Origin of the sequence: Sporosarcina sp. E16_3 (assembly GCF_017347125.1) — a bacterium.
Lineage (GTDB): Bacteria > Bacillota > Bacilli > Bacillales_A > Planococcaceae > Sporosarcina.
This window is the reverse complement of the sequence record NZ_JADPRX010000010.1, coordinates 32,526-52,290: the sequence shown is the minus strand read 5'-3', so window position 1 is coordinate 52,290 and position 19,765 is coordinate 32,526. Positions and strand designations below refer to the sequence as shown.

Sequence of the window (19,765 nt, the reverse complement as noted above, 5' to 3'; positions counted from 1 at the left end):
AAACCGTAACAGGTTTAGTCCATTTTTTATTGTGCAACCAGTTACTTAATTCTAATACTTCAACCTGTATACTATGTCACTTAGATCCTATTTTCTAAATTACGAGCAGTCGTACTCTTTTCAACATCCTTGTTTTCTTTAAAGGTTCCTAACGTTTTATCGAATGAAGTATGAGTGACGCCAAACCAGTAATTTTCGTTTTTAAAATGATGCAGAAGATGGTGCTTCTTAATATTTTTCCCCATATTAGTACGCGGTTGTATTGGCTTATGGGCGACATAATGTTTCCATTCATAATAGAGGAAGTAAGCCACCAAACCCGTCGCGAATGCCACCGCTAGGCTCGCACTCCCCGTTACAAGGAATACAATAAGTCCATAAATGATAAATCCTGGAATGCTGAACCATAACGGCAAAAATAATAATTTCAAATCATCCGGATCGACATGATGATCATAATGTAATCGCTTGATCATCTTCAGCATGAACGGATTTTCCGGGGTTTTAATATGAAATAAAAACCGATGAATAATATATTCACTTGTTGCATACGTCATAATTCCCACAGCTAAAGCAACCCACGTCCAAATATCGAGTATATGTGGCACGGTTAAAGAAGCACAAATTAACAAAATAAGCAGCATAACCGTGACGTCAGGGAAAGTTCCAAATTCCTTTAAGTATTTCTTCATTTACAATCATCCCCTTTTCTTGTAATTATATATAAATAATTCGGAAAATTCAATGTAATAAAAAATCCCCTATACGTTTCGCATAGGGGATTGTTTTATTACCAAGTACTATTTTTATATTTTCGATAATAATTAATTTGTCTAGCGAATAAATACAGCTTACGCTTGAAATGGCGGTCTTTTTTATAAAACAAAGGATTGCCGTATTTACCTGCTCTAAGCAATGCTTTCACATCTTTGAGTACTTCTTGGTTTGACACAAATTTCTTCAGCACGATTTTAGGTACGACAGTAAACAGGAATTTCTCATTCAGTAGGGTTAGCTCTTTTTGTTGGCCATGAATGACGTCATCGACTAGATACTTCGCCATATTATGTCCGCAAGCCGTAATATAGTAGCTTGATCGTCCTTGTCGTATATTCACCTCGAACACTTTGAACTTACCGTCCCGCTCGTCATACTTCAAATCAAAGTTCGCGTAACCGACGTAATTCAATGCTTCAAGGAAGCCTTTTAGTTTCAACATCATCTCTTCATTATAGCGGGTGATAAGTGCTGTATAATTCCCTATTGCAGTAACGGTATGCTCTTGCAACACGACTTGTGCGAAAGTTATCAGCTCAGCCTTTCCATGACTGTTCATATAGAATACAGAATCCCACATATATGTATCGTCCCCTGGGATATAGTCCTGGATAATGAGATCCTCTCTATAGCCGCCCGCTTTAATCGTTTTGATAACGTTGTGGATTTCATCATATGAATCGACCTTATACACTTTTTCCATGCCCGCAAACGGATTCTTATAGTACTCGACACCGTTGCTTGGTTTGATAATGATTGGGAACATGACCTTTTCTGTAAATGGCTTTTCATCTTGGCAAGAATAGTAATATGTTGCTGGTGCTTCGATACCATGTTCGGCGCATAACTTATAGAAATTCGATTTAACAAGCACATCGTTCATAAGTGGTTCCGAAATATAATTAAATACAAAATGACTTTTCAGCTCGTCCGCATTTTCAATAATCATTCGGACGTAAAGATCATTCGTTCCAATGAGTAACATTTTTTTCCCTGGTTCCGCATACTTCTCCGCAACCTCTTGCAAGAAGCTCACGAATACTTGTTTTTCAGGCAGTTTCGGATTGAGTTCTATCGTCTTTATAATTGAGCTTAAACTGGTGAATGATAAAGGTTCTTTTCCTACTAGAATTGGGTTGATCCCATACTCTTCATGGAATGATATCGCCATGTTGTAAGCATTCATGTCTGTTCCGATAATGATTGGTATGAAATTATTATTTGTCATTTTGTCCTCCAACTATCTTTTCTACTCATAAGTGTATGGCTCCTGTTTTTCATTGTCAAGAAAGCGCATTATGGGCTGGGCCATAACAAAATCCAGTACTTCCCCGAAAGGCTAGTACTGGACTGCTATTCACACTATGGATTACTCCAGTACCAGTTGAATGGGTGCCTCGACCGGCCATATTGAATAATCAGTAATGATGCCGTCAACATCGTATTGATAAGCTTTGTCCACCCATCCCTGATTTTTCGTAGACCAAACTAATACTTTTCCACCTTGATTATGTATTTGATTGACCACACGTTTATTGACATATGAGACGTTAAAGTTAATGTACGTCGCAAAGGATGTCAGATCACTTATCTTTTGGGATGACAGAGATTGAATGGATGGTCTCATGAGTAATGCCACTTCTAATTCAGGAAGCAACGTGTTCATCTTTCTCATCGATTCGATATCGAAAGATTGAACTATAATGCCGTTCAAATCCTTATATTCACTTAACAAATCTACTACTTTCTCTTCGATGCCCGGATACTTAGATGGTTTCTTAATTTCTATTAATAAACCAACTTCCCCATAAAATTCATCGAGCAACTCATTTAAGGTAATGATTTTTTCGCCGGCAAATGCAGTATGAAATTTCCCTCCTGCATCTAGCTCTTTTAATTCGGCAAGCGAGAAATTTTTCACATAGCCAGAACCGTTTGTTGTCCTGTCCACTTTGTCATCATGGATAATTATTAGCTCTCCATCTTTCGACAAATGCACATCACATTCTAAAAAGTCTGCCCCAAGTTCTAGCGCTTTCCGAAAAGCGGACTGCGTATTTTCCGGAGCAAAATTGGAAGCCCCACGGTGCGCAACGCTAATCATTCCGTTCATTTCTATATGATTAAAAGGTCGTGCTTCGTAACCAACTAGAAGTAACATACATATACTTACAAAGACGAACAATAGCTTCTTTTTCTGTATCTCCCCCATAATTAAAACCTCACACCAAATGACGAATACCGACTATTCTAATCATTCTTTTTATTTATTATAGCATATGTGCAAGGTCCTGTAACTGTTAATTCCTACTAGGCTTAAAGATACAAAAAGTTCCAATAGAAATATACGTTTTTTTATATAAATACACAGATTTGTATAATCCTATTTTATTTAATAAGGAAAAGGAGCTGTGAAATATGGCTACAAAACCACCTCGATTGCAGCCGGGAGATACTGTTGGGATTGTTACATTAGGTAGTCCATTGGCAGCAAGTAGAATAGATGAAGGGATAACAACTTTGCAAAATATGGGATTTAAAGTTCTTGTAGGCGAGCATGTCTATTCAGCGAATGGATTTATTGCAGCGACACCCCAACAAATGGCGTCAGATTTGATGAAGATGTTTCAGAATAAAGAAGTGAAATGGATATTGCCTTCGAGGGGCGGCGTTGGTGTAGCAAGTATACTCCCCTTCCTCAACTTTTCTATCATTTCTCAAAATCCCAAAATTGTCTCAGGCTACAGTGACATAACAGTACTCCTGAATGTACTGTACGAATATGCGAACTTAATTTCATTTCATAGCCTTCTCCTGCTAGACTTCAATTCAAATACTCCAGCATATAACTTTAATCAGTTCTTCTCAGCAACCACAACATTAACCGCACCTTGGGGAATCATAAATCCGCCTGGTATGTTACTCGAAAGCCTGGTTCCAGGAAATGTAACCGGCCCCGTAATCGGAGGTAATCTTACTTCTTTCATAGGCACATTAGGAACTTCTTATGAAATAAATACGGAAGGTAAAATTATCGTACTTGAAGAAACGCATGAACCAATTAACAAAGTCTACCGGTATTTGAATCATCTTTTATTAGCCAAGAAATTTGATGATTGTATAGGGATAATAATGGGGGAATGTACGAATTGTCAGGATGCATACGGAAAGTCTTATCAAGATCTTATCAACGAATTTCTAGTTCCTTTAGGTAAACCACTTATGTCCAATCTGGCAACTGGACATGGCCTATATAAAGCAGCGATACCTATCGGTGCGACCTTGAATATGAACACTTTTAACCGTACATTGACTGTGATGGAGCCGGCTGTAAGCCAGCAATAACATATGTCTGAATTCTAATTTCAACTTATTTAAAATGGTCACAGCATGAATTCATTCTACTTCAAATACTATCGTTAATAATGAATAGTCCATGTCGATATTTATAACGCGAACATTGGATGAAATCTCATATTGGTCACGGATTATTATAGAACATCCCTTTCAATAAACATTATGCCTTACTTTGCATGTAAAAAATGCCAACCACTCAGTCTAATAATTGATTTGAATTCAACTACCCCCCTATTTTTTTAGGGGGGTAGTTGAATTTTTTAAAGTTATTCCGTGAAATTACGGAAGTTGTTCTTCAGCCATCATTACCTGCTAAAACAATAAGTCCCCCTATCTGCATACGTGCATTAACCCACCGCGATATTTCAAGGAAAATGAAGTCCGTTAACCAAGTCGTAGTTAGCGCCTTGGTTAACAGTTTTAGAAAAAGTGTGTCATTCGTCGATAATGGGACATAATAAAATTAATATCTATGACGGTATAATGCAATGGATAAAGTTTAAACATCCTTATCCACTAGCGCCTTACTGTGAATACTCCCAAAATTATCATTAAAACCGGACTTTCCAAATGGAGGTAACCCAATATACTTAGCATAATACTTGTAAGCGCTTTAAATTACCCTTGCATTTACTGATTACTTTTTTTATAATAAATATGAAAATCATTTACATACAGGAGGTACCAATGATGAGTAGTTTCTTCGAGAAAGCACAACAATTTGGTAAATCATTTATGCTGCCCATAGCTGTATTGCCCGCAGCAGGTTTACTTTTAGGGATTGGCGGTGCTTTATCTAACCCCAATTCAATAAAAGCTTATCCATTTTTGGACGTATCTTGGCTGCAATCCATTTTCACCATTATGGCAAGTGCAGGAAGCGTCATATTCGCAAACCTTGCACTTTTATTTGCGATAGGTGTAGCGGTTGGTTTAGCCAAAAGTGATAAAGGAACCGCTGGACTTGCAGGAATGCTCGGTTTCCTAGTCATGAATGCAACTATCTCAGCATTATTATCAATCATGGGAATTCTCAATACTGAAAATCCCGCATCTGTTGGACAAGGATTAGTACTTGGTATTCACACGTTAGAAACAGGTGTCTTTGGCGGTGTAATGGTTGGTATTTTAGTCGCTTTTCTTCATAATCGTTATAATAAGAAGCAACTTCCTCCATTTTTAGGTTTCTTTAGCGGATCACGATTTATTCCTATCATTTCTGCATTTGCATCTATTTTTCTTGGGGTGCTAATGTTCCTAATTTGGCCATTTATTCAAGCTGGTATTTTTAAAATGGGTGGATTAGTAGAGGCAACTGGTTACATTGGAACATTTATTTTTGGATTTGTGTTACGTTTATTAGGTCCATTCGGTCTTCACCATATATTCTATATGCCTTTTTGGACGACTAGTCTAGGCGGTTCACTCGTTATCGATGGACAACTTATTGAAGGAACACAGCGAATCTTCTTTGCACAGCTTGCTGATCCTACCCTTGAAAAGTTTTATAGCGGAACATCCCGCTTCATGTCTGGACGCTTTATTACGATGATGTTTGGACTTCTTGGGGCAGCTTATGCAATTTATCGCACAGCAAAACCTGAAAACAAAAAAATAGTGGCAGGATTAATGGGATCTGCTGCATTAACATCCTTCTTAACAGGTATTACAGAACCCATTGAATTCTCATTCTTGTTCATTGCTCCTTTACTTTATGTTTTACATGCCTTTTTGGACGGATTAGCCTTTATGATGGCTGATATTTTCCAAATTACAATAGGGCAAACATTTTCTGGAGGATTTATCGACTTTGTCCTATTTGGAATTTTACAAGGTGATGCGAAAACAAATTGGATAATCGTTCCACTAATCGGTATTCCATGGTTCTTTGTTTATTACTTCTCATTTACATTCTTTATTAAAAAGTTCAATTTCAAAACGCCTGGTCGCGAAGATGAAGACCTAAAAATTACGCCAACAATGGAAAACACAAGCGAAAGAGCACAAACAATTATTACTGCATTAGGCGGCGCAGATAATTTAACAGATGTTGATTGCTGTGCTACTCGCTTGCGTATTAGCGTCAATGACCCAAGCAAAGTTGATGAAGCACTCTTGAAAGAAACAGGAGCAAAAGGTGTTATTATGAAAGGTAAGGGTGTCCAAGTCGTTTATGGACCGCATGTTACCATTATTAAAAATGAAATCACAGAAATAGTTGGTGAGTAATTATGTTGAATAAAATTAAAAATGGGCTTGTTGCTTCATGCCAGGCCCTTGAGGATGAGCCTCTTCATAGTTCGTTTATTATGGCAAAATTAGCGCTTGCTGCCGACCTTGGCGGAGCTGCTGGTATTCGCGCAAATTCTTTGCGCGATATTCAGGCTATAAAAAAAGAAGTTTCTTTACCTGTTGTGGGAATTGTAAAACGCGATTATCCTGATAGTGATGTTTTCATTACTGCGACAAAAAAAGAAGTCGATGAATTAATTAAATCTGGCTGCGAAATGATTGCTATGGATGCTACATTACGTCAACGTCCAAATGGTGAGCAGTTAAAGGATATTGTTGATTATCTAAAAACGAATCACCCACATATCCAATTAATGGCTGATATTTCAACTTTAGAAGATGCACTCGAAGCGGAACGTTTAGGATTTGATTGTGTTTCTACCACTCTTTATGGCTATACAAAAGAAACCAGCGGATGTAAACTTTATGAAAATGATTTTGAGTTCATTAAGATCGTTCTAAATAACATTCGCATTCCGGTTATAGCTGAAGGTAATATTCTTACACCTGAAATGGCAAAAGTAGTAATATCTCTTGGCGCTTATTCCGTTGTCGTGGGAGGGGCTATTTCAAGACCCCAGCAAATTACTAGGCGGTTTGTAGACGAGATCAAAGGAGTGTAATGAATGGTTACACTATTGAAGGAAATTCAATCTAGATATTCTTCTTTCTCCGAAAAAGAAAGAGGTCTAGCCGATTATTTTCTTTCCTCGCCAATTGAGGCTTCACAAAGCAATATTAAAGATATTGCTGCCAAGACTGATATTTCTGTTGCGACGATTACACGTTTTTGCAAAAAGGTTGCTTGTAGAAACTTTGTCGAGTTGAAAATAAAATTAGCGCGAGAAGCATATCAGGTAGGTAATGATAAGGTTGACTCAAAATTAAAGCGGCAATATGAGGATATTCTAAATGATATTCAAGGACTAAGTGGAAAAGATTCGTTAAATGAGGTTATGCAACTCATGCAAGAAGCGAATAAATTGTATATTTATGGATTAGGCAGTTCAGGACTTGCTGCGCAAGAGTTAAATTATCGTTTAAGTAGAATGGGCTTTGCATCAGAAGCTGTAACCGATCCACACTTAATGATCATTAGGAGTACACTAGTCCAAGACGGTGATTTACTTCTAGCATTCTCTCGCTCTGGACAGACCAGAGATTTATTACATTCCATTAAAGAAGCTAAAAATAATGGCGCAAAAATCGTCTCGTTCACCGCTTATGGCGATACTCCGCTAACCAAATTATCCGAAGCCGTATTATGGACGATACACCCTTTACGTACCGGATATATATCTACTGGTTTGGATTTGAGTGTTCTTTATTTGATTGACCTGATTAGCTTATTTTTATTAAAGGACCAAAAAGTTAAAGAAACATACGAAAAAACAGTAACTGCCATTTCCTCTGAAGCATATATCGAAAGTAATTAGTAAGTTTATAATTTGAGATTAAACCAAATAAGGTATCTGGTTCTAAAACAATTCGGGATTGTTTTTAGAACTAGATACCTTTATTCTATAAAGTTGATCTTCAATCAGAGGGGATTTTCTTCATCCCCCACTGATTCTTCTTATGTCCTATACGCCCGACTACGTTAACCGCGTGGCCATAACATCACAGACACACCAATTATACAAATTAAAGCACCAATCCAATCAAATGTATCCGGCATCTTTTTTTCGACTCCCCATCCCCAAAGGACAGATAGTACAATGAATACACCGCCATAGGCAGCATACACCCTACCGAAAGTCGGGAACTGTTGGAAAGTGGCAATCACCCCGTACATCGCTAAGACAAATCCTCCAATGAGCCCTAGGTAAACTGACTTCCCTTCCCTTAGCCATTGCCAAATGAGATAACCTCCACCTATTTCCGCTAGCCCCGCAAACAAAAATAGCAGTATTACTGTAATCAAAATATAATCCCCTTTCAAAAATCTTAATTCGCAGGCTATGAAATTTTTTATATAGCGAAAGAAATCAGTAGTAACATAGCTAAAAGGGCACCGTGCTAGTTACTGGCAACAATTTGGACAATCTCTAGGAGCACATAGGATATGAAGATTCCCTGTAAGGCGGCTTCGCACAATTTTCATAGAAAAAGAATTAATTATAAAATCCATAGGTAACAGCTTATACATTATATCGCGGCAATGAATAACCTATAGTATGTAGTGGTTAAGCCACCATAAGGAGGTTTTTATTGTGCCACAGAGAGGAAATGGACGATTTCGTTTTTGTGTTTTTCCAGGTTATAACTGGTGTGGGCCTGGTTGTAGTGGACCCGGCGCTCCTATTAATGAGGTAGATGCAGCTTGTAAAGCACATGACGATTGTTACCGCAGGGGCGGATGTCCATGTGAATGTGACCGTGAATTCATTCGTTGTCTACGTCAAAATATAGATCCATGCACTAAAAAAGGTAGGCACGCCCGTATGCTCTATAATTATATGAAGTTACAAACATTATTTACTTGCAACTTTTATAGATAATAGATGTTATGGCGGCTTACGGCCTAGTTTTCACATGTCAGGTGACTGACCAGCTAAAAAAAGGTACTAGATTCTAAAACAACACTAGATTGTTTTAAAACCAGGTACCTTTTTCAAAGAGACATTGAATGCCCATACCTCGCCAAATACTCTTCCTTCTCTTTATAATCCGGCATAATACTTCCAACACGTCTCCAAAATGATCGATCATGGTTCATATGCAATAAATGACAGAGTTCATGGATTATCACATAATCAATGACTTCAATTGGAGCCATGGCTAGACGATAATTAAAGGTTAGCTTTCTATCCGAACTACAACTACCCCACTTGGCTTTAGACTCTACTATTTCAATAATTTTCGGCTTAACTTTCAGTTGTTTTTCATATATTTTTATCCGTTCTCCTACAATCTTCTTACAGCTATTGATATAGAACTTCTTTAGATTCCTTTTAAGCACCTCTTCATTTAACTCGCTACTATCTATTAATTCATGAAGATGACACTCTTTCCCAAGGTATAAGAACTTCCCTTGAGCATGATACTCTCTTGCCTTAGGGGTTTCTCGAGCTACATCAATTTCATGGATTTTCTCTAGTATTCTTTTCCCGTTACTCTCTATTGCACTGACAATAATTTCTTTGCTTGTGTCTTTGGGAGCTTTAACAGTTATAAAACCAAATGAATCAATATGAATGGATAGCTTCTTCCTATTTCCATACTGAACATCAACTTTAATCATTTTATTTTCAATTTCAACCTTCATATCTAGCATCACCTTTATACATTTATTCCTAACCCTTGTTTTTAACTTATCCACTATTTTCTTTCTATTCTTAGCCACAATCCATCGATTCATTCCCTGATACATTCATCTTAGTGGGTATTAACCATTCTGGCAACAAACGCTTCGTAGAATAAGATAGTTTAGCTCAACTTGATAACGCCTCAGCAAAGCAATACGAAAGTATTCCTCCATTAGGAATCCGCACTTCAAATCCAGACGCGTTAAAGATTACCAAATAACGCCCCTCCCCGGAAAACTTCCCATTTGAGAAGAATCCTAAGAGCCAAAAATAGCTACATACTGATTTTGCAAAACAAATCTATTATCATTCCATCCTAATGTGTTCATAATATACCCTAAAGAATCTGCATTATATCTTCCCGCAATTTTTTGATAAGCTAAAAGCTCATAAACTTTATTTGAATCAAAATCTACTGGATATAAACCGCTCAAAGGGTTCACAAAACCAGTTATTGGTTTTTTCAATTTTCCATTCCCATAATATATTTCAGATAAATACTCAGCACCTCTTGTAGATATGTCGATAATGTACTTTTCATTATTCACCTTGCTGACAATTTCAACTTTATAATTGTCTTGATACGTAACGTCATATTGGTATCGATCATTATATACATTAAAATCAAAAATTAATTTTGCTTTATTGCCAACAAAGGAAACAACATAATAGTACATTGTTCCACCACTACCACCTGTAGCAATACTTATTAATATATCAGCTACACCATCCCCAGTAAAATCACCTAAGAATAAGGAAGGATTATAGCCAACATTTTCCCGCAGCGGGATACTTGTTGACACACCTGTTCTTCCATCCTTAACATGAAGGGTTATATTTTGTGTAAATGGACTATCTGGAGTCTTTATTCCAGTTAAATAGACATAATCACTTACTCCATCTCCGGTAACATCTCCCTGAGCAAACGCAACAATACTGGGTTGACTCCTACTAGCTGGTGAGTTATAAATATTCATAACGTTCCCCTTTTCATTATGCCTTTATTTATATCTATCCTATGGTTTAACGGAATGTTTGCTACAAGTTGTATAACATTTCACATGTGTTGATTAACCAAAACCAACCAGTAAGTAACTTAATCCTCCCTTGGCCACTACTTGTATGGTTGCGCTTTTGGATTGCTTTGGATTGAATGACTTCTATTACAATTACCGAGATATCTGGATGTGTAGGGATGCGAATTTGTCGCATCCCTACACACTTTTTTCCGTTAATCGTATGGTGGTCCTTCATCCGTCGCTCTCCAAATGTATAAGTTCAAGTAGTGCTGAAGTTTTTTGGGACGAAAGAATAGCTGACTTCCTACCTGGAGAAAAGCCGCCAAAAATGCAATTTTGGCGCCTGATGCTTTCTCTATGGTTTTTTCTTTTTTATTTTAAAGTAGTGTCACCTTCTATAAGGCATCACATGATTAGATGTATACTCTTTGTTAAAAGTCAGTAAGAAGCACATTATATAACGTGTATGAGTGCCCGAAATTGCATATTCGGGCACTTACACTCTCAATAGAATGTCATCTACTCTTTACTTTCAAAACAACCGCATTTTTCACTTGATCATTGTAGGAACGCGACAGGCAACTATTCGCAACAGTATTACTGAAAAGAGTGTTGCTAGAAGTGACGTAGTCACTTCTAGCAATACCTGCCCCACAGTAAAAATGTCATAAATAGTTAGCCGCAAGCGAGCAGGAAATGGTCCAGTGAAAATGGAGGATATCAAGCCCTCCTCACCAGTATGTTATGTGAGAAAATGGTTAATTGGCAGACGTAATAACACTTTAAAGAATATAAATTTCCCATTAAATTCAGAACTTTTTTTGAACTCAGCACCTTTCACTTGCAATTGCTTTAGAATAGGGGTAAAGTTTGTCTAATTAGAAATTCACTTATTTCAAAATTTTTGAAGTAAGGATAGAGGCGCAAAGACCATCAGTACACAATCAGAGGATAATGAGATCCTATGACAATTGTGGAAAGGGGAATTTGCCGAAGTGGAGAGAATCTCATTTTCTTGAAGCTGGTTCTGTGTTGAATAAACACAGGATTGTCATATAGGAAACTATATGGAGGGCTATCTTATGCAAAGAAATAATTTATTATTTCTACTGCAACAACGAGCCCTCGTTGTTGCTTTTTTGCGTTAATTCACTAACTGCCCTTCTTCCTCTATTTTTTTAAAATAAATTATAGGATGTGGAGAAATAATGAATTTCGGACAAGTATTAACTGCAATGGTGACTCCTTTTGATGAAAATGGTGAAATTGATTTTCAAGCTACAAAAAACTTAATTAATTATTTAATTGCTAATGGAACAGATGGCTTAGTGGTATCTGGTACAACAGGAGAGTCTCCGACGTTAACGGATGATGAAAAATTGAATTTATTCAAGTTTACAGTCGAAGTTGTGAATGGGAGAGTTCCAGTAATTGCTGGTACAGGCTCGAACAACACGAAAGGATCAATTGAGCTAACAATACTTGCAGAAGATGTAGGTGTCGATGGTATTATGCTTGTTGCCCCATACTATAACAACCCATGCCAAGAAGGATTATATCAACACTTTAAGACAATTGCGGAGGTCACATCTTTACCAATTATACTTTATAATGTTCCCGGACGCAGTGTTGTCAACATATCTGTTGAAACAGTCATTCGCCTTTCAAAAATCCCAAATATCGTTTCTATTAAAGAAGCAAGCGGTAATTTAGATACGATGGCCGAAATTATTACTGATACACCTGAAGATTTTTCAGTGTATAGCGGTGATGATGGTTTAACGATTCCAGTTTTATCGATCGGTGGAGCTGGTGTCATTTCTGTAGCATCCCATGTTTTAGGGAATGAAATGCAAACGATGATTGGACATTTCAAAAGTGGCAACGTCCAAGAGGCAGCTAGGGATCATCGCAGACTACTGCCAATAATGAAAGCACTTTTTGCTGCCCCAAATCCATCACCTGTAAAAGCAGCTTTGATTTTAAAAGGAATCCCTGTCGGTGGTGTCCGCCTACCTATGATTCCTTTAAACGATGAACAACTAAGTTCTCTGCAACAAGCACTAAATATCCATGAAAAAGTAACTATTTAAAAAGGTTGTGAAAAGTTCCAGGTTCTAAATCAATTCACAAATCAATAAGAACCTGGCCCCATCACTTTTTATCCTTGTCTAGGATCCCTTATTTTAAAGTTAACTGGATTAATACTTGCTGATTGTATTTCTGCATTATACAAATGGGCATTTCAGCTAGTTTAAGTGGGAACTTTTCACATCTATCAGTAACCATCACTGTCAAAAAAAACAAATGAAGGCACAGAGATTCAATAGAGAACCTCTGCGCCTTCATTTGTTATTTAATGTCCCTTTGCATGCTAGCTTTCATATCGGATATTTACTTCGAAAGCTTATGTTCTTGGATAAAACCTTTTAAAATTCCGCTTAAATTAGGGCTACCCACTTCATCTAAATCATAATGTACACGCGTATATGGTTTATTAATAGAAATGATTCGAGATAAATCCATCGGTGTTCCAATGATCACGGCATCACAGTCGGCATTATTGATGGTTTCTTCAAGATCTTTCAATTGCTGTTCGCCATACCCCATTGCTGGAAGAACGTTTTGAATATGTTGATATTTGTTAAACGTTTCAATTAATGAACCTACTGCAAATGGACGTGGGTCAATCATTTCCTTCGCACCTAAGCGCTCAGCCGCAACTGTACCCGCACCAATTTTCATCTCTCCATGTGTCAACGTAGGACCATCTTCAACGACTAATACACGTTTACCAATAATACTTTCTGGGTTATCTACAGTAATCTTTGACTCAGCTTTAATAATTGTGCTAGTAGGGCTTGCAATTTTGATATTGTTTTCTACGATTTGAATGGCTTCTGCTGTTGCACTATCAATTTTGTTAATGATAGCAACATCGGCTGTTCGTAAACTAACTTCACCAGGATAGTATTTCAACTCATGACCTGGACGATGCGGATCCAAGACAGTAACCGCTAAATCAGGCTTGAAGAAAGAGAAATCATTATTTCCTCCGTCCCATAAAATAACATCACAGCCATCCGGATCATTTTCAGCTGCCGCTAAAATATCTGCATAATCAACACCAGCATAAACAATATTTCCACGGTCCACATGTGGTTCATACTCTTCCATTTCTTCGATTGTACAATTATGTTTCTTCAAATCCTCCACTGTCGCAAAGCGTTGAACACGCTGAGCATTTAAATCGCCATAAGGCATTGGATGTCTCACTGCAACAACTTTTAAACCATGCTCCAATAATGTTTCGATAATTTTACGTGACGTTTGGCTTTTCCCGGTTCCAGTTCGCACAGCACAAACCGAAATAACCGGTTTATTGCTCTTTAACTGCGTGCCTTTTGGTCCAAGTAGCGTGAAGTCAGCACCCGCTGCATTCACAATCGCACCAACGCCCATCACAGCATCGTAACTTATATCGCTATAAGCAAAAACACATTCATCAACTTGTAACTCTTCAATCAGCTTTGGTAATTGGTCTTGTGAATAAATCGGAATTCCTTCAGGATATAGTTCACCAGCTAATTCACTTGGATATTTTCGTCCATCTATATCAGGTATTTGCGTTGCTGTGAAAGCAACAACGTTATACGCTTCATTATCACGATAAACCGTATTAAAATTGTGGAAATCTCTTCCTGCAGCGCCTATAATAATTGTATTTTTTCTTTTCATCAGTATTCACTCCTATAATTGCAACGTTTTTATAATTATAACCTTTAGTGCATTTTAATACAACATTTTTTTAATATGCAAAATATAAAAAAAGATACACCACTATTCCCGATGTATCTGCTCTCTTTTGGCTTCTCTTAAAAGGTACCAGTTACCCAAACTTTAAATTTAGACCCTTAGCAAGCCACGGAAACCCCTGGCGGCATAGTAGGAATCCGCTCCATTGTGATACACAAAGATTGTATCGTAGCGATAATCACAAAAGATGGCCCCACCTAGCTTTCTAATATCAGCTGGTGTTTGCACCCAGCTCGACGTTTTCAAATCGAAATTTCCAACTTCCTGCAGCTCCCGGTATTGTTGTTCCGTTAAAAGCTCAATGCCCATGTCGGCAGCCATATCAATAGCATTATTTTCTGGTTTATGTTTTTTCCTTGATTCCAGCGCTTCAAGATCGTAACAAACACTTCTGCGGCCTTTAGGGCTTTCTGTTGAACAGTCATAAAAAATATATTCGCCCGTCTTTTTGTCATGACCAACAACATCCGGTTCTCCTCCGGTTATTTCCATCTCATTAAGCGACCACAGTTTTTCAGTATTAGCTTCCAGCTTCTCTTGGACTTTAGCCCATTCTAGTTCTGTATGGCGATTCATATTTTGCTCAAAACGAGCTTTCAATGTTTTGAGTAATTCGTCACGTTGTTCAAGTGATAACTGCTTGTTTCCCTTGGTCATATTGATTTCCTCCTAACTTTTTCATCCCTACTAATTATGTACCATATCAATTAGCTTAACCCTACTGGAACTTCAATTCCTTGTCTGCGCTCATTGTCTCATGAATTCCACCAATTTGTGCCATCACAAATGTTCGATATATGGTTATGATATTTGCTTAAACCATTCAATATAAAAGGTGAAGAATCAAGTTAAAATTGATTCTTCACCAGTCACATAATACTTTATTTCAAATCTCCAACCAAGCCACACACTCCACATGACTCGAATGTGGGAACATATCAACCGGCTGAATTTCCTGCGTGCGATAACCGCCATCTTCAAGTATACGTAAATCCCGTGCAAGCGTACCAGGATTACATGATACGTAGACAACACGCTTCGGTTTATATTCCAAAATCGTTTTCAATAGCTCTTCGTCGCAACCTTTACGTGGCGGATCGACAACCAGCACGTCGAATCGTTTGCCGTCTGCATACCATTTCGGAATGACGACTTCAGCGGGACCTGCTTCAAAATGAGCATTACTGATGCCGTTCAATTCCGCGTTACGCTTAGCGTCTTCGATCGCTTCAGGAACGATTTCGACGCCGTATACTTCTTTCGCTTTTTGTGCGATGAACAATGAGATTGTACCGATACCACAATACGCATCGATGACCGATTCTTCTCCCGTCAGCTGTGCGTATTCTAGTGCCTGTCCATAAAGAACTTCCGTCTGTTCAGGGTTCACTTGATAGAAAGAGCGTGCAGAAATTTCGAAATCGATGTTGCCAATTGAATCGACAATAACCGGTTTTCCGTATAGTAAAACAGTTTCATCGCCTAAAATAACGTTCGTTCTCTCGGTGTTAAAGTTTTGCATAATTGACGTTACATTTGGAACAACTCGTTTAATAAGTTCTATGGCTGCATCTTTTTGTGTGAATTTCTTTTTGCGTGTTACTAAAATAACCATCACTTCACCTGAAGCACGTCCTGTACGGACAATTAAGTGACGAAGCAGACCAAGGTGAGTTTTTTCATCATAAGCATCTACACCAATTGCGTGTAGCTCATATTTCAACATAGCCATTAGGTCATCTGCCTCGTGACTTTGGATGAGACAGATGTCTGTGTCGACGATGTCATGTGTACGCGATTTGTAAAATCCAGAAATAACTTTACCGTCGCGCTCACTGAAAGGTATCTGTGATTTATTGCGGTAGCGCCAAGGATCGTCCATCCCTTTTACTGGGTGCACTGGCACATGCGGTAGTTTTCCAATGCGATCCATAACATCGCGTACCGTTTTACGTTTTTGCACCAGTTGGCCTTCGTAAGACAAGTGTTGCATCTGGCATCCTCCGCATTTTGAGAACACATTACAAGGCGGTTTTACACGGTCAGGCGATGCTTTTGTAATGTTTAACAGTCTGGCAAAACCGTAACTTTTCAATGTTTTACCTACTTGTATATCAACTTCTTCACCTGGCAGCGCGCCAGGGATGAAAAGCGGATAGCCATCCACTTTGGCTACACCCGAACCATCGTGCGTTAAATCTTCTACGTAGACGTTGAGACGGTCGTTTCTATTTACACTATATGACATTATATTTTCCTCCAAATTTCAGATGTCTTTAGTTTACCATGCTAAGGCTGAAAAAACAGATGTCGCGAGGGCATCTATTAGACAATCCGTGTACTTTACGGTGGGAAATGGTTGATCAGCACTCACATTTGATCGCTCAACTTGCTTATATGCTTGGTCGCCATACTTATATGATCGGTCGCCCCTCTTTTTAATCGTACAACAAAAAAACAGACGCCATAATCGACGTCTGCTCTCCTTTACTTCTCGTTTTCAATCTGTTTCTTTACAGCCCCGTCCATCGGTCCAATAACGAACGCAACGACGAGTCCCCCAATGAGGACGATGAAGGGTGCATAAAACATTAGAAAGTGATTCATGTTCTGTTCCTCCTTATGCGTGGTAGTCGCCTTTTCCGCGGACGTAGTCTTTATCGAAAAGGAATAGGCGCATGAGCAAGTACAACGACGGAATCAGTAGCCCAAGTCCCATGATGAACACGACAATGAGCGAAATGGCCATGGCTGGATTCGTGAAGCTGTCGTAAATCGTCAAGTATGGGTACAACAAGTATGGATAATGGGACGCACCATAGCCAAAGAAGGCAAATGCGAACTGCCCTACAAGTAACAGGAAGGCGAGTCCGTAATTACGGCGTTTCCAGATTAACCACAGCGTTCCGATAAACATAAGGAACGATATGAGGAACATCGGCCAAAAGTTTTGGATATTGCTGTAATGTTCGGGATTATGATTTCTGAGTTCAACAATGATACCACCTGCGGTAATAATCGTTGGCAATGCCCAGATAAGCGCATATTTCCGAATCATATTTGTCGCTTCCGTGTCACGTGCTTTATTCGCATACCAGGTCAAGAATACCGCCGATATATAGAGCGTTGCGGCGATGCTCAGCACAACTATCGCCCACGTTAACGGACTGGTGAACAGTTTCCAATAATCGAGAACGGGATTACCGTTCACCATGTCGATAAATCCGCCTTCAGAAATGGTTAATACGATGGATAGTGATGCTGGAATAAGTATTCCAGCAAGACCGTACATAAACGAATATCCTTTGTGTCCACGCGCGCCATACGTCTCAAATGCATAATAGGAACCACGGATGGCCAGTAAGATAATCCCGATGCTGACGGGGATTAATAGCGTCGTTCCATAATAAAACGCTGTTTTCGGGAAGAATCCAATGATCCCGACAAAGAAGAACACCAAGAAAACGTTTGTTACTTCCCATACAGGCGATAAATAGCGCTGGATGATATTCGTTAAAATATGCTGACGGCCAGTGAGCGTGCTGTAAGCATTGAAAAAACCTGCTCCAAAATCAATGGCACCAATCAGTATATAACCGAAAAGGAAAGTCCATAGAACGGATATGCCAAGTATTTCGAGTGTCATAGCACGTCGCCGCCTTTCTCCGTATCACGATCTTCAATTTCACGTTCAACTGGATTATTGCGGAACATTCTTCTCAGTACAACTACACTACCGACCCCAAGGACTAGATAGAGCAAGCAGAACAGAATAAGCATCGAGTCAACATGTCCGCTCGTTGTAGCGGCGTCCTGCGTTCGCATGATACCTCTTAGAATCCATGGTTGTCTCCCCACTTCAGCGAGCCACCAACCTGCTTCAATCGCTACTATTGATAGCGGACCGCCGAGTACGATAAGCCAGCGGAACCATTTCGTCGAAACCATTTTCCAACCTCGTTGAACACCTAACCAAAATACGCCGGAGAGAAGGGTCATCCAAATACCAATCGACACCATTATGTCAAATAAATAATGGATATAAAGGGGCGGAACTTCATCCTCAGGGAATTGATCCAAACCAGCTACCTCTTGCGTAAAGCTACCGTGTGCAAGGAATGATAATGCGTACGGTATTTTGATGGCGTATTTAACTTCTCCATCTTTGAGAACGCCGTACATGATTAGCGGTGCATTTTCACTCGTTTCAAGATGCCATTCAGCGGCAGCCAGTTTTTCAGGCTGATACTCCGCTAAATATTTCCCTGAGAAGTCACCGATGATTGCTGATGCAATTGCAAACACAAGGCCGACTTTCATCGTTAGATATAGTGCTTTTTTATGATATTCGTGATTCGAACCTTTCAACAGACGGAATGCCGCGATCGCTGCAAGCACAAAAGCAGCTGTCATATAAGAAGTCGCAACAACATGTGCCACTTTCGTAGGCATCGCCGGATTAAACATCGCAAGAAGCGGATTGACGTTAACAAATTCACCGTTAACGATATCAAATCCTCTTGGTGCATTCATGAATGCGTTAACGATTGTGATGAATACCGCAGAAAAGGATGCACCGATGGCAACCGGAATAAGTAACAGAAAATGTTTCTTCTGGTTCTCAAATCGATCCCATGTATATAAGTAAATGCCAAGGAAGATGGCTTCGAAAAAGAACGCAAATGTCTCCATAAATAACGGCAGTGCAATAACGTTCCCTGCAAGTTCCATGAAATTAGGCCATAACAAGGATAATTGTAAACCAATCGCTGTTCCTGTTACGACACCAACGGCAACTGTAATGATAAAACCTCGTGCCCAACGTCGTGCAAGTAAAATATAATGATCATCGTTTTTCTTTATGCCAACCCATTGTGCAATCATAATCATCAGCGGTACTCCGACGCCGATAGTTGCATAAATAATATGGAATGATAAAGTCGTTTCGGTTAAGACCCTTGAAAAAAAGACTGCTTCTTCATTTCCCATCTTCTTATCCCCCTTTAACTTCCAAAGATTTTACCACCAATTGATAACAGCATAATTCCTGCAATAATAAATGCAAGCCACATTAGTCGTTTTTCATGTATTTTGTACACTGGCACCACGTCCTTTCAAATTCATCTTGATTCTATTGTATACCCTCTATACCACCCATTAGTTACGTTTAAAACGATTTACATGAACTATTTGTGA

At 38.8% G+C, this 19,765-nt stretch carries 20 protein-coding genes and 1 riboswitch; of the genes, 7 read left to right on the top strand and 13 right to left on the bottom strand.

Going from position 1 to position 19,765, the window contains the following annotated elements; all coding sequences use genetic code 11:
* Nucleotides 1–80: 80 nt before the first annotated feature.
* From I2483_RS08405 to I2483_RS08395, 3 genes are all read right to left on the bottom strand, one after another.
* Complete coding sequence (locus tag I2483_RS08405) at nt 81–692, bottom strand: sterol desaturase family protein (RefSeq protein WP_207175265.1); 612 nt, start codon at nt 690–692, stop codon at nt 81–83.
* 98 nt (nt 693–790) lie between these two features.
* The gene (locus tag I2483_RS08400) at nt 791–2,005 is read right to left on the bottom strand and encodes a carboxylate--amine ligase (RefSeq protein ID WP_207175263.1); all 1,215 of its coding nucleotides are present in this window, start codon (nt 2,003–2,005) and stop codon (nt 791–793) included.
* A 141-nt stretch (nt 2,006–2,146) separates the two neighbouring features.
* Nucleotides 2,147–2,989, bottom strand: coding sequence for a glycerophosphodiester phosphodiesterase (locus I2483_RS08395; protein ID WP_207175261.1), 843 nt, complete (start codon nt 2,987–2,989; stop codon nt 2,147–2,149).
* Nucleotides 2,990–3,195: 206 nt separating this feature from the next.
* Between I2483_RS08395 and I2483_RS08390 the strand changes: the two genes are divergently transcribed.
* The 5 genes from I2483_RS08390 to I2483_RS08370 all read left to right on the top strand — a co-directional run bounded on the left by I2483_RS08390 (nt 3,196) and on the right by I2483_RS08370 (nt 7,862).
* Nucleotides 3,196–4,122, top strand: a complete 927-nt coding sequence (locus I2483_RS08390) for a S66 peptidase family protein (protein ID WP_207175259.1) — start codon at nt 3,196–3,198, stop codon at nt 4,120–4,122.
* 263 nt (nt 4,123–4,385) lie between these two features.
* Nucleotides 4,386–4,592, top strand: coding sequence for a hypothetical protein (locus tag I2483_RS08385; RefSeq protein WP_207175257.1), 207 nt, complete (start codon nt 4,386–4,388; stop codon nt 4,590–4,592).
* Nucleotides 4,593–4,824: 232 nt separating this feature from the next.
* Nucleotides 4,825–6,363 (top strand): PTS transporter subunit EIIC, encoded by a 1,539-nt coding sequence (locus tag I2483_RS08380; protein WP_207175255.1) that lies wholly within the window; start codon nt 4,825–4,827, stop codon nt 6,361–6,363.
* A 2-nt stretch (nt 6,364–6,365) separates the two neighbouring features.
* The gene (locus tag I2483_RS08375) at nt 6,366–7,049 is read left to right on the top strand and encodes an N-acetylmannosamine-6-phosphate 2-epimerase (protein WP_207175253.1); all 684 of its coding nucleotides are present in this window, start codon (nt 6,366–6,368) and stop codon (nt 7,047–7,049) included.
* 3 nt (nt 7,050–7,052) lie between these two features.
* Nucleotides 7,053–7,862 carry a MurR/RpiR family transcriptional regulator gene (locus I2483_RS08370; protein WP_207175251.1) on the top strand — a complete coding sequence of 270 codons (810 nt, stop codon included), beginning with the start codon at nt 7,053–7,055 and terminating at the stop codon, nt 7,860–7,862.
* A gap of 164 nt (nt 7,863–8,026) precedes the next feature.
* Here the strand turns inward: I2483_RS08370 and I2483_RS08365 are convergent, their stop codons facing one another.
* On the bottom strand, nt 8,027–8,350 hold the full coding sequence (locus tag I2483_RS08365) for a YnfA family protein (protein ID WP_207175249.1): 324 nt from the start codon (nt 8,348–8,350) through the stop codon (nt 8,027–8,029).
* Nucleotides 8,351–8,639: 289 nt separating this feature from the next.
* On the opposite strand from I2483_RS08365, the gene I2483_RS08360 reads away from it, so the two are divergent.
* Nucleotides 8,640–8,927: a phospholipase gene (locus I2483_RS08360; RefSeq protein WP_346267714.1), complete on the top strand. Its 288-nt coding sequence runs from the start codon at nt 8,640–8,642 to the stop codon at nt 8,925–8,927.
* A 113-nt stretch (nt 8,928–9,040) separates the two neighbouring features.
* Here I2483_RS08360 and I2483_RS08355 read toward each other — a convergent pair whose 3' ends face one another.
* The 3 genes from I2483_RS08355 to I2483_RS08345 all read right to left on the bottom strand — a co-directional run bounded on the left by I2483_RS08355 (nt 9,041) and on the right by I2483_RS08345 (nt 10,988).
* A complete protein-coding gene (locus tag I2483_RS08355) occupies nt 9,041–9,694 on the bottom strand; it encodes a M48 family metallopeptidase (RefSeq protein ID WP_207175327.1) in 654 nt (217 codons plus the stop codon).
* Nucleotides 9,695–9,991: 297 nt separating this feature from the next.
* A complete protein-coding gene (locus I2483_RS08350) occupies nt 9,992–10,711 on the bottom strand; it encodes a VCBS repeat-containing protein (RefSeq protein WP_207175247.1) in 720 nt (239 codons plus the stop codon).
* Nucleotides 10,712–10,772: 61 nt separating this feature from the next.
* Nucleotides 10,773–10,988 carry a hypothetical protein gene (locus I2483_RS08345; RefSeq protein ID WP_207175245.1) on the bottom strand — a complete coding sequence of 72 codons (216 nt, stop codon included), beginning with the start codon at nt 10,986–10,988 and terminating at the stop codon, nt 10,773–10,775.
* A gap of 673 nt (nt 10,989–11,661) precedes the next feature.
* A riboswitch (Lysine riboswitch) is annotated at nt 11,662–11,839 on the top strand.
* 122 nt (nt 11,840–11,961) lie between these two features.
* Here I2483_RS08345 and dapA point away from each other — a divergent pair.
* Complete coding sequence (gene dapA / locus I2483_RS08340; protein WP_207175243.1) at nt 11,962–12,846, top strand: 4-hydroxy-tetrahydrodipicolinate synthase; 885 nt, start codon at nt 11,962–11,964, stop codon at nt 12,844–12,846.
* 301 nt (nt 12,847–13,147) lie between these two features.
* Here the strand turns inward: dapA and I2483_RS08335 are convergent, their stop codons facing one another.
* The 6 genes from I2483_RS08335 to I2483_RS08315 all read right to left on the bottom strand — a co-directional run bounded on the left by I2483_RS08335 (nt 13,148) and on the right by I2483_RS08315 (nt 19,558).
* Nucleotides 13,148–14,491, bottom strand: coding sequence for a cyclic 2,3-diphosphoglycerate synthase (locus I2483_RS08335; protein ID WP_207175241.1), 1,344 nt, complete (start codon nt 14,489–14,491; stop codon nt 13,148–13,150).
* Between the two features lie 168 nt (nt 14,492–14,659).
* Nucleotides 14,660–15,226 (bottom strand): DUF4256 domain-containing protein, encoded by a 567-nt coding sequence (locus I2483_RS08330; RefSeq protein WP_207175239.1) that lies wholly within the window; start codon nt 15,224–15,226, stop codon nt 14,660–14,662.
* Nucleotides 15,227–15,455: 229 nt separating this feature from the next.
* Complete coding sequence (rlmD, locus tag I2483_RS08325) at nt 15,456–16,817, bottom strand: 23S rRNA (uracil(1939)-C(5))-methyltransferase RlmD (protein WP_207175237.1); 1,362 nt, start codon at nt 16,815–16,817, stop codon at nt 15,456–15,458.
* A gap of 239 nt (nt 16,818–17,056) precedes the next feature.
* On the bottom strand, nt 17,057–17,176 hold the full coding sequence (gene cydS, locus I2483_RS19755) for a cytochrome bd oxidase small subunit CydS family protein (RefSeq protein ID WP_481886328.1): 120 nt from the start codon (nt 17,174–17,176) through the stop codon (nt 17,057–17,059).
* A 13-nt stretch (nt 17,177–17,189) separates the two neighbouring features.
* Complete coding sequence (locus tag I2483_RS08320; protein ID WP_207175234.1) at nt 17,190–18,215, bottom strand: cytochrome d ubiquinol oxidase subunit II; 1,026 nt, start codon at nt 18,213–18,215, stop codon at nt 17,190–17,192.
* A complete protein-coding gene (locus I2483_RS08315) occupies nt 18,212–19,558 on the bottom strand; it encodes a cytochrome ubiquinol oxidase subunit I (RefSeq protein WP_186672438.1) in 1,347 nt (448 codons plus the stop codon). The genes I2483_RS08320 and I2483_RS08315 overlap by 4 nt, the downstream gene beginning before the upstream one ends.
* Between the last annotated feature and the right edge of the window lie 207 nt (nt 19,559–19,765).

Excerpts from the sequence above, each read along its gene's own strand:
- rlmD (WP_207175237.1), bottom strand. The coding sequence starts at position 16,817 with ATGTCATATAGTGTAAATAGAAACGACCGTCTCAACGTCTACGTAGAA.
- I2483_RS08400 (WP_207175263.1), bottom strand. The coding sequence starts at position 2,005 with ATGACAAATAATAATTTCATACCAATCATTATCGGAACAGACATGAAT.
- I2483_RS08370 (WP_207175251.1), top strand. The coding sequence starts at position 7,053 with ATGGTTACACTATTGAAGGAAATTCAATCTAGATATTCTTCTTTCTCC.
- I2483_RS08390 (WP_207175259.1), top strand. The coding sequence starts at position 3,196 with ATGGCTACAAAACCACCTCGATTGCAGCCGGGAGATACTGTTGGGATT.
- I2483_RS08350 (WP_207175247.1), bottom strand. The coding sequence starts at position 10,711 with ATGAATATTTATAACTCACCAGCTAGTAGGAGTCAACCCAGTATTGTT.
- I2483_RS08320 (WP_207175234.1), bottom strand. The coding sequence starts at position 18,215 with ATGACACTCGAAATACTTGGCATATCCGTTCTATGGACTTTCCTTTTC.
- I2483_RS08380 (WP_207175255.1), top strand. The coding sequence starts at position 4,825 with ATGAGTAGTTTCTTCGAGAAAGCACAACAATTTGGTAAATCATTTATG.
- I2483_RS08405 (WP_207175265.1), bottom strand. The coding sequence starts at position 692 with ATGAAGAAATACTTAAAGGAATTTGGAACTTTCCCTGACGTCACGGTT.
- cydS (WP_481886328.1), bottom strand. The coding sequence starts at position 17,176 with ATGAATCACTTTCTAATGTTTTATGCACCCTTCATCGTCCTCATTGGG.
- I2483_RS08375 (WP_207175253.1), top strand. The coding sequence starts at position 6,366 with ATGTTGAATAAAATTAAAAATGGGCTTGTTGCTTCATGCCAGGCCCTT.
- dapA (WP_207175243.1), top strand. The coding sequence starts at position 11,962 with ATGAATTTCGGACAAGTATTAACTGCAATGGTGACTCCTTTTGATGAA.
- I2483_RS08355 (WP_207175327.1), bottom strand. The coding sequence starts at position 9,694 with ATGAAGGTTGAAATTGAAAATAAAATGATTAAAGTTGATGTTCAGTAT.
- I2483_RS08335 (WP_207175241.1), bottom strand. The coding sequence starts at position 14,491 with ATGAAAAGAAAAAATACAATTATTATAGGCGCTGCAGGAAGAGATTTC.
- I2483_RS08345 (WP_207175245.1), bottom strand. The coding sequence starts at position 10,988 with ATGAAGGACCACCATACGATTAACGGAAAAAAGTGTGTAGGGATGCGA.
- I2483_RS08395 (WP_207175261.1), bottom strand. The coding sequence starts at position 2,989 with ATGGGGGAGATACAGAAAAAGAAGCTATTGTTCGTCTTTGTAAGTATA.
- I2483_RS08315 (WP_186672438.1), bottom strand. The coding sequence starts at position 19,558 with ATGGGAAATGAAGAAGCAGTCTTTTTTTCAAGGGTCTTAACCGAAACG.
- I2483_RS08330 (WP_207175239.1), bottom strand. The coding sequence starts at position 15,226 with ATGACCAAGGGAAACAAGCAGTTATCACTTGAACAACGTGACGAATTA.